Genomic DNA, 12326 nt, shown 5'->3' on the forward strand with positions numbered 1-12326 from the left:
GGCATGGCCATGCGCACGCTGCATGCCAGGCCGCATGCCTGGAAACTGAGGGAGCCGTTCGCGATCGCCCGCGGCGTGCGCAGCGAGGCGCGCGTGGTCATCGTCGAACTGCACGAGGACGGCCGGGTCGGCCGTGGCGAAGCTGGTGGCGTCGGCTATCACGGCGAGACCCCGGAAAGCATGCTCGCGCAGATCGAACAGGTGCGCCCGGCACTGGAGCGCGGCTGCGACCGCCACGCGCTGCTGCGGCTGCTGCCGGCCGGCGGCGCCCGGCATGCGCTGGACGCCGCGCTGTGGGACCTGGAGGCCAGGCAAAGCGGGGTGCCGGCCTGGACCCGGGCCGGCATCGCCCATTGGCGGCCGGTCGACAGCGCGGTGACCATCGGCATCCGCGACATCGCCGCCTACGAGGCCGCCGCGCGGGCGCATGCCGCTTATCCCTGGCTCAAGGTCAAGGTCGGCAAGGGCTCGCCGGTGGATGCGGTGGCCGCGGTGCGCCGCGGCGCGCCGCGGGCGCGGCTGATCGTCGATGCCAACCAGTCGTGGAGCGTGGAGGAACTGCGGGCCTACGTGCCGGCGCTGCAGCCATTCGCGGTGGACCTGCTCGAACAGCCGGTCGCGGTGGCCGACAGTGACGGGCTGCTGGGCTACGACGGCGTGATCCCGGTCTGCGCCGACGAGGCGCTGTCGACGCGCGAGGATCTGCCCGCGCTGGCCGGACGCTACCAGTTCGTCAACATCAAGCTGGACAAGACCGGGGGCCTCACCGCCGCGCTGGAACTGGCCAGCGCCGCGCGCGCGGCCGGGTTCCGGCTGATGGTCGGCTGCATGCTGGGTGGCTCGGTATCGGTCGCGCCGGGCATGGTGCTGGCGCAGCTGTGCGAGGTCTGCGACCTGGATGGCCCCTGGCTGCAGGCCGAGGACTGGCCGGGCGGCATCGTGTACCAGCAGGGCCGGATGTCGATGCCACAACCGGCGGTATGGGGCTGAGCGCGGGGTGACCGCGACGACCGCGCCGGTTGCGGCATGCCCGCAACCGGCCTTTGCCGTACCGCCTCAATGCCGCCTCAATCCTGCGCGCTGGACCAGTCGACCGCCGGGTAGCTGCCCGGCCCCATGAACGTGCGCAGCACCTGCTTGTAGGTGGCCGGTCCGTTCTCGCTGTTGGTGAACAGCACCAGGCTTTCGCCGCTGGCCGGGTCGAGCATGAAGAACGCCTTGAAGCCGGGGTTGTCGCCCCAGTGCCAGGCCAGGCGCCGGCCATCGGCGTCCTGCAGTCCGACGCCCAGGCCCCAGGTGATGAACGCATCGGCCGGGCTGGGCGCCGCCGGGTCGTCGGCATCGCTGGACGGCGCGAACATCAACGCATGCGTGTCCGGGCGCAGGCCTTCGCCGCGGTACAACGCCCGCTGGATGAAGTTGTCGTAGTCATGGGCGTTGGTGACCAGCGTCCAGGCGGTGTTCTCCCAGGCGAATACGCGCTCGGGTTCGGCGCTGCCATTCCCTGCGTGGCCGTTGGCGTTGCGCGCGTGCAGGGCCGGGTCGGTGAGGTAGCTGCTGCTGGGCATGTCGAACCGCGAGAACACTTCGCGCGCGGCCAGCGCATTCCAGCTGCTGCCGGTGAGGTGCTCAAGCGTGCGCTGCAGCAGGTAGAAGCCTTCGCCGGAGTAAGCATAGTGCCCGCCCGGTGCGAACTTGCTTTGCAGCGGCGTGTGGTCGATCGCCGGGTTCGACGGCGATATCTGCCAGTTGGGCAGGCCGCTGGTGTGGTCGAGCACCATGCGCGTGGTGATCCGCCGCGCCAGCGGGTTGTCCCGGGTCCTGGGCGATTGCCAGTAGTCCCACAGCGGCTTGTCGAGGTCCAGCTGTCCGGCGTCGACCAGGCGCAGCGCGATGTAGGCGGCGACGACCTTGGACAACGAGGCAGCCTGGAACACGGTGTCGTCGCCGACCGTGGCCGCCGCGCGGGCATCGAGCACGCCATGGCAGTACGCCTCGGAGATGCCGTCGCGGGTATGGATCAACTGTGCGCCGGGAATGCCATGCGCGCGCATCGCTGCGTCGAACGCGTCGCGCCTGGCCTGCGCGCTGGCCGATGCCGGCTGCGCGCCACAACCGGGCCGGTCGCCGGCGCCGGGCGCGGCGTGCAGCGCCGGCGCGATGCCGACGGAAACCAGTGCGAGTGCGAGAACGGCCATGCGTGGTGCCTGGATCTTCATCTTTTCCCCGGTCTGTTCGAGAAGGTGGTGTCCGTCATGCGCGGCGATGTCCGCGGATGCAGCGATCGGCATGGACAGGCGCAAAGTGCAGCGACGGCGCGCGTGCTGTCGCGGCCTGCGTCGACCGCGGCAACGATACCGCATCCACGCGCGCCTGGAGCCACTGCGCAGGTGTCATTTTCAAAGTGGTTTCGTCGTCGCCTCGAACGCGCCGGTACCACGTCGGCGGACGCCGCCACGGCATGCGAACAATCGGGGTTTCTCCCGATGCGTGACCGCTGGCGACGCGCCTAGGATCGCCGTCATGTTCCGGGGAAGCGTGCCCGCAGGGCCGCCATGCGACCGGAACGTGCCCGGGCCTGGTGCCGCCTATTCCGGTGTTGCGATGCGCAGCGCCGGAGCCCGCCGTAGCGCCCGGAAAAGGGACAACGCCGTCCTTCGCGACAGATCGCCATCGCCGCAGTGCCTTCCAGCCGAACCACGCCGAGCAACGGGGAGACGAACCATGATGTCCAAACGCCCGCAACAACCGCAGCATCGCCGCCTTGCAGTCGCGGTCTTCATGGCCCTGGCGGTGCCGGCCGCGGCACTGGCCGCCAGCGCCGCGCATGCGCAGCAGGCGGCACCGGACGCGGCCAGCGGACAGGCCGATGCGGGCGATGTCGCGCGCACCCTGGACAAGGTCGAGGTCACCGGCTCGCGGATCAAGCGCACCGCGGTCGAAGGACCATCGCCGGTGGTGGTGATCACCAGCGAGGACATCCGCAAGCAGGGCTACAGCACCGTGGCCGAGACGCTGCAGACGCTGACCCAGTTCAACGGCGACGTGGTCGGCGGCGAGTTCAACGCCAGCTCCACGCAGCCCGATGCCGCGTTCCTCAATCTGCGCGGGCTGGGTGTCGGTTACCAGCTGATCCTGCTCAACGGCAAGCGCATGACCGAGTACGCGGCCAGCTCCGGCGCCGCCTCCACCGGCGTCAGCGTCGGCAGCATTCCCGCGGTGGTGGTGGAGCGCATCGAAGTCCTCAACGGCGGCGCGTCGGCCATCTACGGTTCCGATGCCGTCGCCGGCGTGGTCAACATCGTCACTCGCGACAACTGGGAAGGAAACCACCTGCGCGTGCGCGGCGGCACCACCACGCGTGGCGGCGGCGATACCGGGCAGTTCCAGTTCAGTGGCGGCAAGGCATGGGACCGCGGCAGCGTCACCTATGCGTTCGAACAGCTCAACCGCGAGCCGATCTTCTCCTGGCAGCGCGGCAACATCATCCGCACCGGCATGAACGCGCCGGGCAATGCGGGCAGCAACCGCCCCACCTTCGGCCTGGACACGGCGCTGATGGATGCCGGTTACAACGATTACTACTGGCTCGGCAGCGACGGGCGGCTGCTCTATGCCGGCGATGTCGATCCGGCGACGGCCACCGCGGCGCTGGAGCACACCTGCCGCAGCCTCGGGCGCAACTACTTCCCGATGTACGGCTCGGCCAGCGCTGCGCGGCCGTATGCCTGTGGCAACGCCAACTACTACGACGGCGACACCCTGGCCAACAAGCACGACAAGACCTCGGCTTACGTGTCCGGCCACTTCCGTTTCAACGACGCGCTGGAAGGGTACGGGCAGCTGCTGGTGCAGCGCTCGCGCAGCGAGGCCGCGCACCGCACCAGCATGTACCTGTATAACGCCGGCAGCGCGCATGATGTGGACATCGGCCAGTTCGAGTACTGGCGCGCGCTCGACCCCAACGACATCGGCGGCGCGCCGATGCGGGTGTGGGACGAGACCACCCTCAGCGCCAACGCCGGCGTGCGCGGCACCTTGGGCGCGCGCTTGGACTGGGACGCCAGCGTCAGCCTGTCGCGCGACGAGATGAAGAGCAGCTGGAAGCAGCTGATGACCGACCGCGTGCACCGCTATCTGTTCGGCGAGGCGCTGGGCGAGGTCGATGGTGCGCCGCTGTACCGCATCGATCCGTCGGTGCTGTTCGGGCCCATCACCCCGCAGCAATACGCGTCGATGGTGGACACCATCCGCAACCGCAACCTGTCGCAGACCCTGCAGGCGCAGTTCGTCCTCGACGGTGCGCTGTTCGCGCTGCCGGCCGGCGACGTGGAGATGGCCTCGGTGTTCGAGGCCTCGCATTCGAAGTACGAACTGCGTCCGGATCGCCGCAGCCTCGGGACGTATACAGGCGCCGACAGGACCTTCAACCACACCGGCGTGTCCGGTGGCGGGCCACGCGACCGCTACGGTGCCGGCGTCGAGTTCCGCATCCCGCTGCTGCAGCGCCTGGTCGCCAACGTGGCCGGGCGCTGGGACACGTACGACGACATCTCCGACGTCGGCGACGCGATCACCTGGCAGGCCAGCCTCGAATGGCGGCCGTTCGACAACCTGCTGCTGCGCGCCAGCCGGCAGACCAGCTTCATGGCGCCCAACATCATGTGGCTCTACGGCGAGCCGGTGACCAACTATGACGACTACATCACCAATTACTACCTGTGCCGCCGCGACGGCCTGGACCTGACCACGACGGCCGGGCTCGCCCAGTGCGGGGCCGACCACCACGAAAGTGCCTGGTACGTGGAAGGCGGAAACAACAGCCGACTGCATGAGGAAACCGCCACCTCCAACGGCCTGGGCATCGTCTGGGACGTGACCGACCGGCTGTCGCTCAGTGCCGACTACTGGGAGATCACGCTCAAGGGCAAGAGCCAGTACCTGGATACCGCCACGCTGATGAGCGAGAACGCCAGCTGCCTGCTCGGCAAGCGCGTGGATGGCACGCCGGTCGATCCCAATTCCGGTGCCTGCGCGGTGTACCTGGCCTATGTGCAGCGCGACGCGGCGGGCAAAGTCACCGGGTACTTCCTGGACGCCATCAACCAGGCGGGCGTGCGTACCAAGGGCGTGGACGCGAGCCTGAAGTACGCCTGGAGCGGGAGCAGGTTCGGCGACTTCAGCCTGAACGCCGGCTACAGCCGCACGCTGGGCTACGACGTGCAGGTCGCCGCCGGCGACCCATGGCAGGACTACATGGGCTGCTCCTATTCGGCCACCTACAGCTGCGGCAACCAGCCGCTGGCGTTCCGCTCGCGCAGCAACTGGACGCTGGGCTGGAACCGCGGCGAATGGTCGGCCAGCGTCTATGGCTACCGCAACGGCGCGCGGGTGAACTACCAGGCCAGCGCGCAGCTGCCGTCCTACGTGCAGTGGAACGCCAGCCTGTCGAAGAAGATCACCGGCAACGTGCGCCTGGGCGTGGACGTGACCAATCTGTTCGACCGCTACGGGCCCCGGGACACGAGCATGACCTGGTATCCGTTCTACCAGAACATCTACGGCATCCAGGGGCGCGCGGTGTACGTGAATCTGGACGTCGATTTCTGAGCCGCGCAGGCGGCCGCTCCCGTGCACATGGGCTTGCCGCGTGGCGAGAATCGGCCTCCATGGACGAGGCGATCAGGGAGGGGCAGGGAAGGTGAAGGTGCGTCGTTCCTGTCGCGGCACCTGGGCGGCGACACCGCGAAGTAGGGGCGCATCCGCCATGATCCCAACGGCGCCCGCTGGCGCCGTTGGTGCTCCCGCCAGGGCGCGCCCTCAGCGCACCCCGTGCATCATCCGCTTCAGCAGCGGCGCGGCGAGCAGGGCGAGCACGGCGCAGCCCAGGCCGATCCACATCAGCAGCCAGAACAGGTGTTCGTAGCGGGCCGCGGCCTGCGCGATGTCCATCACTTCGCCTTCGGGCACGTCGATGGCGGCGAGCTTGCCGAACAGTGCGGCCAGGGTTTCGGAAAAGGCGGTGGCCAGGAACCAGGTGCCCATCATCAGGCTGACCACGCGCGGGGCCGCCAGTTGGGTGACGGCCGACAGTCCCACCGGCGACAGGCACATCTCGCCGATCTCCAGGACCAGGTAGGCCAGCACCAGCCACCACACGCTGGCCATCTGCCCGCTGGCACCGACCTGCTGCGCGGCCAGTGCCAGCGGCACGAACGACAGCGCCCCGAACAGCAGCCCGAACGAGGATTTCACCGGCTTGGACGGATCCAGCCCGCGCCGGTCCAGCCACGCCCACAACGCGGCGAACAGTGGCGCCAGCAGCACCAGGAACAGCGCGCCAAGGTAGGTCAGCGAACCGGCGGTCTGCGGCAGCACCAGGCAGTCGCGCAGCAGCAGCACCAGCATCGCCGCGACGATGATGGCGAACAGCAGGCGCGGCGCGCCCGAGCCGGGGGTGCGTTCGGACAGGCGCGCGGCGACCACGAAACCCAGTGGCGCCAGCAGCAGCGAAGCGATCGACCACGGCAGCGGGGTGCCGTCGCGGATCACCAGCGACGGCACCAGGTCCTTGCTCAGCAGGCGGTCGGTGAAGGTGACCCACGAACCGTAGGTCTGTTCGTACAGGGTGAAGAACACCAGTGCCATGAATATCAGCGCCATCAGCGCGATCATCTGCTGGCGCTGCACCGGGGTGCAGCGGGTACCGGTGAACCAGGCGAACCACAGCAGCACGCCGCCCAGCACCACGACCATCAGCATCAGCGCCAGGCTGATCTCGCCGCCCAGGGCGAAGGCGCCGTTGGCCGCGGCCCACATCAGCGCCGCCACCGGCACCACCCCGGCGATGGCGACGGCGTAGATCAGCCATTCGCGCGGCAGTCCGGCCACCCGCTCGCGCAGCGCCTGCGGCCGTGGCGGCTCGGCGTGGCCCTGCAGGTATTTCTGCCCCCACAGGAACATGGCCAGGCCGACCAGCATGCCGATGCCGGCGGCACCGAAGCCGTATTTCCAGCCGTAGGCCTCGCCGAGGAAGCCGCAGACCAGCGAGGCGAACAGCGCGCCGAGGTTGATGCCGGCGTAGAACAGCGAGAAGCCCGAATCGCGGCGTGGGTCGTTGTCCGGGTACAGCTTGCCGACGATGGTGGAGATGTTGGGCTTGAGGAAGCCAACGCCCATCACGATCAGCGCCAGCGACAGGTAGGTCGCGCCCAGCGCGGCGTCGTCGCGCACCACCTCGCCGCCGACGCGCTGCGCGGCGTGGCCCTCGAAGGCCATGCCCAGGTGGCCGAGCACCAGCAGGATGCCGCCGAACACCACCGCCTTGCGCATGCCCAGCCAGCGGTCGGCGAGCAGGCCGCCGAACACCGGCACGCAGTACACCAGCCCGCCGTAGGCGCCCAGCAGGTCCAGCCCGGCCTTGTCGCCGAACAGGTGGTATTTGGTCAGGTACAGCAGCAGCAGCGCCTTCATCCCGTAGAACGAAAAGCGCTCCCACATTTCGGTGAAGAAGCAGACGTAGACCCCCTTGGGGTGGCCGAGGAAGTCGCTGGACGGGGAGGCGGGGATTGCGTGCATCGGGGCGCCGGCTGCGGAGTCGGCGGCAAGTATAGGAGCCGTGCGCGGGACGGGCCCGGCGGCGCCCGCCCGGCGCATGTGCTGGCCCGGCCGCCGGGCGGGCGCGGATGCAGGTGTCGCCGTGGCCCGGTGCCGGGGTGCGACAGGCCGCATGGCACGTCGCGCATGCTGCGGTACGGCTGGACTTGCCGTTAAGCGGACGTTAGCGTGGCAACGTTTTTTGCCAGCCGGAAATTTCCATGAACAATGCTGCACCCCCGCAGCTCACCTTCCGCGCGGTGGTCCTGGCCATCGTGCTGGCGGTGGTGCTGTCTGCCGCCAACGCCTACCTGGGCCTGTTCGCGGGCCTGACCGTGGCCACGGCCATTCCCGCCGCGGTCGTCTCGATGGGCGTGCTGCGCCTGCTCGGCGGCGGCACCATCCTCGAGAACAACATCGTCCAGACCGGCGCCTCGGCCGGTTCGTCGATCGCCGCGGGCGTGATTTTCACCATCCCGGCGCTGATCCTGATGGGCTACTGGCCCGACTTCAAATACTGGTGGGTGCTGGGCATCGCCGGCCTCGGCGGCCTGCTCGGCGTGCTGTTTTCGGTGCCGCTGCGGCGCTCGATGATCGTCGAGGAGCCGCTGCCGTTCCCGGAAGGCAAGGCCGCGGCCGAAGTGCTCAAGGCCGGCGAGAACCCCGGGCCGGGGCTGAAGATCCTCGGCCTGTCGGCCGCCATCGGCGGCGTGGTCAAGCTGGCCGCGGCCAATGGCCTGAAGGTGATTCCCGACAGCTGGGCGGTCGCCGGCTACTTCGCCAACAACAAGGTGATCGGCTATCTCGGCACCGGGCTGTCGCCGGCGCTGCTGGGCGTGGGCTACATCGTCGGCCTCAATGTCGGCATCGTGGTGCTGTCCGGCGCCATCCTGTCCTGGCACATCGCCATCCCGCTGTACCACGCGCTGTTCCTGGGCAGCGATCCACAACTGGCCGCCGGCATCGCCGGCGCGCCGGCGGCCGATGCGGCGTTCGCCATCTGGTCGTCCAAGATCCGCTTCCTCGGCGTCGGCGCGATGCTGGTGGGCGGGGTGTGGACGCTGTTCTCGCTGCGCAAGTCGCTGCTGGCCGGGATCAAGAGCGGCTTCGCCGCCGCGCGCAAGAGCGCCGGCGCCGTGCCGCTGGCCGAGACCGAGCGCGACCTGCCGATGAAGTGGATGCTGGTGGCGCTGGTGCTGTTCGTGCTGCCGCTGCTGGCGCTGTACCAGGCCATCGTCGGCCAGTGGCTGGTCAGCGTGCCGATGACGATCATCATGATCGTGGCCGGCTTCCTGTTCGTCTCGGTGTCCGGCTACCTGGCCGGCCTGGTGGGCTCGTCCAACAACCCGGTCTCGGGCATCACCATCGCCACCATCCTGTTCGCCTCGGTGGTGCTGCTGATGCTGCTGGGCGACGACGGCAAGGTGCAGGTCGGCGGCGCGCCGCTGGGCGCGGTGGCGGCGATCATGATCGGCGCGGTGGTGTGCTGCGCGGCCGCGGTCGGCGGCGACAACCTGCAGGACCTCAAGACCGGTTACCTGGTCGGTGCCACGCCGTGGAAGCAGCAGCTGATGCTGGGCATCGGCGCGTTCTCCTGCGCGCTGATCATGGCACCGGTGCTGAACCTGCTGCAGGAGGCCTATGGCATCGGCTCCAAGACCCTGCCGGCGCCGCAGGCCAACCTGATGGCCTCGGTCGCCAAGGGCCTGTTCGGCGGCGACCTGCCCTGGACCATGATCATCATCGGCGGCGTGATCGGCGCGGTGGTGATCGCCATCGACGGCTGGCTGAAGAAGACCGGCAAGCGCTTCCGCGTGCCGGTGCTGGCCGCGGCCATCGGCATCTACCTGCCGCTGGAGCTGATGGTGCCGATCTTCCTCGGCGGCCTGCTGGCCCACCTGGTCGCGCGCTTCCACAAGGTGCGCGCCGACGACGAAGAGGCGCTGGACCGCGTGCATCGCCCCGGCGTGCTGTTCTCCGCCGGCCTGATCACCGGCGAGGCGCTGATGGGCATCGCCATCGCCCTGCCGATCGTGATCACCCAGAACCCGGACGTGCTGGCGCTGCCGCTCAGCCTCGGCGCCGCGGCGCAGTGGGTGGGCCTGGCGGTGCTGTTCCTGGTCGGCTGGCTGCTGTACCGGGTCGGCCGCAAGGGCGAGCAGGCGACGCCGGCCAAGGGCTGATGCCCGCACCCGGGCGATGATCGACCGCGCAAGGCCCCGCTCCGGCGGGGCCTTGTCGTTGCGGGGGGGCAGGCATGACTTCAAGCCTTTGCGCGCGGCGCCCGGCCGCGCCTACCATCCATGGTTTGCCTGCCTTGTTCCGGGAGAATCCCATGAAGCTCCGTCACGCCCTGTTGCCGTTGTGCCTGCTTGCCGCGCTGCCCTCGCTGGCCAGCGCCCGCGGCTTCGAAGTCCGCGACATGGTGAAGCTGGACCGCGTGTCCGCGCCGCTGCTCACCGCCGATGGCGCGCAGGTGATCTTCGCCAAGCGCGTGGTCGACGCCGACCTGAAGGCCAGCAGCAGCCTGTGGATCCGCGACCTGCGCACCCGCGACCTGGCACCGCCGAAGCGGCTCTCGCCGGAGGGCTGGAACGTCAACTCGGCCGCACTGTCGGCCGATGGCCGCACCGTGTATTTCCTCAGCGCCAAGAACGGCAGCCAGCAGCTGTACGCAATGCCGGTGGCCGGCGGCGCGCCGCGCCAGCTGACCGACTTCGCGCTGGACGTGGACAGCTACCGGGTCTCGCCGCAGGGCGACCGCGTGCTGTTCAGCGCCGGCACGTTCCAGGAGTGCGCTTCGGACCTGGCCTGCACCGCCACCCGGCTCAAGCAGCGCGAACAATCCAGGAGCAGCGGCGTCGTGTTCGACAGCATGTTCGTGCGCCACTGGGATACCTGGGCCGACGGCCGCCGCAACACCCTGTTCGTGGCGCCGCTGCCGGCCGCCGGCGCGGCCGCGGGCAAGACCGCCACGGCGATCAGTGCCGGCCTGGCCGGCGACGCCCCGTCCAAGCCGTTCGGCGGCAACGAAGACTTCGTGTGGTCGCCGGATGGAACCTCGGTGGTCGCCAGCATCCGCGTGCAGGGCCGGCAGGAGCCGTGGTCGACCAACTTCGACCTGTACAAGCTCGACGCCAGCGGCAAGGCCGCACCGGTCAACCTGACCGCCGCCAACCCGGCGTGGGACGCCGGCCCGGTGTTCAGCGCCGACGGCAAGATCCTGTACTACCGCGCGATGAAGCGCCCGGGCTTTGAAGCCGACCGCTTCGGCCTGATGGCGCTGGACCTGGCCAGCGGCAAGACCCGCGAGATCGCCCCGCAGTGGGACCGCTCAGCCGACGGCATCACCCTGTCGGCCGATGGCGCCACCCTGTACACCACCGCGCAGGACATGGGCGAGCACCCGCTGTTCGCGGTGCAGGTAGCCGATGGCGCGGTCAGCAAGGTGGTCGGCGAGGGCAGCATTTCGTCCTTCGACGTGGCCGGGCAGACGCTGGCCTTCACCCGCAACTCGCTCAAGAGCGGCGACCAGGTGTTCACCGGCACCACCGCTGCCGGCGCGCCGCTGCGCGCGATCACCCCCAGCGCCGGCGAGATGCTGCCGGAGGTGGCTTTCGGTGATTTCGAGCAGTTCTCGTTCAAGGGCTGGAACGACGAGACCGTGCACGGCTACGTGGTCAAGCCGCACGACTACCAGGCCGGCCGCAAGTACCCGGTCGCGTTCCTGATCCACGGTGGCCCGCAGGGCAGCTTCGGCAACGGCTGGAGCTACCGCTGGAACCCGCAGACCTACGCCGGCCAGGGCTATGCGGTGGTGATGATCGATTTCCATGGCTCCACCGGCTATGGCCAGGCGTTCACCGACGCGATCAGCCAGCACTGGGGCGACCGCCCGCTGGAAGACCTGCAGAAGGGCTGGGCCGCGGCGCAGCAGAAGTACGGCTTCCTCGACGGCGACAAGGCCTGCGCGCTGGGCGCCAGCTACGGCGGCTTCATGGTCAACTGGATCGCCGGCAACTGGAACGAGCCGTGGAAGTGCCTGGTCAACCATGACGGCGTGTTCGACCAGCGCGCGATGGGCTATGCCACCGAGGAGCTGTGGTTCACCGAGTGGGAGCAGGGCGGCACCCCGTACGACGTCCCGCAGAACTACGAGAAGTTCAACCCGGTCAACCACGTCGCCAACTGGCGCAAGCCGATGCTGGTGGTGCAGGGCCAGCTGGACTACCGCATCCCGGTGGAGCAGGGCCTGGCCACGTTCACCGCGCTGCAGCGCAAGGGCATCGAATCCAGGTTCCTGTACTTCCCGGACGAGAACCACTGGGTGCTCAAGCCGCACAACAGCGTGCAGTGGCACGACACGGTCAACGCCTGGTTGAAGCAGCACATCGGGCAATGACCCCGTGCGGGGAGGGGCGCGCCATCGGCGCGCCCTTTTGTTCCGTGGGCCGCCAGCCGGGCGCGCCGGCACGCGCTCGCCCCTGGCCGGGCCGCAAGGAAAGCGGGGCACGCGCGGCCTTCCAGCCTCAGGCATCCGCCGCGCATGCCGCGGTTGCCGGGCCGCCGGCGATGGGGGGCCGGTTGCCGGTACGCACGGCACGCCGCACCCGCCGGCGGCGCCGGCCCGATTCGCCCAAGGCCCGTTGGCTGGGCTGCCGGGCATGCGCGGCAGTGCGCGGCCATCGCCCCGCGGCAACCCGCGCCGGGGTGACGCCCGGGCGGGACAC

The 12326-nt window shown here is 69.6% G+C and carries 6 protein-coding genes; 4 read left to right on the forward strand and 2 right to left on the reverse strand.

From position 1 onward, the window contains the following. Positions 1-9 precede the first annotated feature (9 nt). The gene (dgcA, locus tag AC06E6_RS07615) at positions 10-990 is read left to right on the forward strand and encodes an N-acetyl-D-Glu racemase DgcA (protein WP_240211620.1); all 981 of its coding nucleotides are present in this window, start codon (positions 10-12) and stop codon (positions 988-990) included. A 77-nt stretch (positions 991-1067) separates the two neighbouring features. Here dgcA and AC06E6_RS07620 read toward each other — a convergent pair whose 3' ends face one another. Then, positions 1068-2198 (reverse strand): serine hydrolase domain-containing protein, encoded by a 1131-nt coding sequence (locus tag AC06E6_RS07620; protein WP_240211619.1) that lies wholly within the window; start codon positions 2196-2198, stop codon positions 1068-1070. A 526-nt stretch (positions 2199-2724) separates the two neighbouring features. Here AC06E6_RS07620 and AC06E6_RS07625 point away from each other — a divergent pair. Then, positions 2725-5610, forward strand: a complete 2886-nt coding sequence (locus AC06E6_RS07625; protein WP_240211618.1) for a TonB-dependent receptor plug domain-containing protein — start codon at positions 2725-2727, stop codon at positions 5608-5610. Between the two features lie 210 nt (positions 5611-5820). On the opposite strand, the gene AC06E6_RS07630 is transcribed toward AC06E6_RS07625, so the two are convergent. Next, complete coding sequence (locus tag AC06E6_RS07630; protein WP_240211617.1) at positions 5821-7578, reverse strand: peptide MFS transporter; 1758 nt, start codon at positions 7576-7578, stop codon at positions 5821-5823. Between the two features lie 239 nt (positions 7579-7817). Here AC06E6_RS07630 and AC06E6_RS07635 point away from each other — a divergent pair, with 239 nt between their 5' ends. Then, on the forward strand, positions 7818-9779 hold the full coding sequence (locus AC06E6_RS07635) for an OPT family oligopeptide transporter (RefSeq protein ID WP_104938331.1): 1962 nt from the start codon (positions 7818-7820) through the stop codon (positions 9777-9779). 74 nt (positions 9780-9853) lie between these two features. Further along, positions 9854-11998, forward strand: a complete 2145-nt coding sequence (locus AC06E6_RS07640) for a S9 family peptidase (protein ID WP_478060784.1) — start codon at positions 9854-9856, stop codon at positions 11996-11998. Positions 11999-12326 lie beyond the last annotated feature (328 nt).

The sequence above is a fragment of the Stenotrophomonas sp. Steno-Z10-HUANG genome, from assembly GCF_056393075.1.

Excerpts from the sequence above, each read along its gene's own strand:
- AC06E6_RS07625 (WP_240211618.1), top strand. The coding sequence starts at position 2,725 with ATGATGTCCAAACGCCCGCAACAACCGCAGCATCGCCGCCTTGCAGTC.
- AC06E6_RS07635 (WP_104938331.1), top strand. The coding sequence starts at position 7,818 with ATGAACAATGCTGCACCCCCGCAGCTCACCTTCCGCGCGGTGGTCCTG.
- AC06E6_RS07620 (WP_240211619.1), bottom strand. The coding sequence starts at position 2,198 with ATGGCCGTTCTCGCACTCGCACTGGTTTCCGTCGGCATCGCGCCGGCG.
- dgcA (WP_240211620.1), top strand. The coding sequence starts at position 10 with ATGCGCACGCTGCATGCCAGGCCGCATGCCTGGAAACTGAGGGAGCCG.
- AC06E6_RS07630 (WP_240211617.1), bottom strand. The coding sequence starts at position 7,578 with ATGCACGCAATCCCCGCCTCCCCGTCCAGCGACTTCCTCGGCCACCCC.
- AC06E6_RS07640 (WP_478060784.1), top strand. The coding sequence starts at position 9,854 with ATGACTTCAAGCCTTTGCGCGCGGCGCCCGGCCGCGCCTACCATCCAT.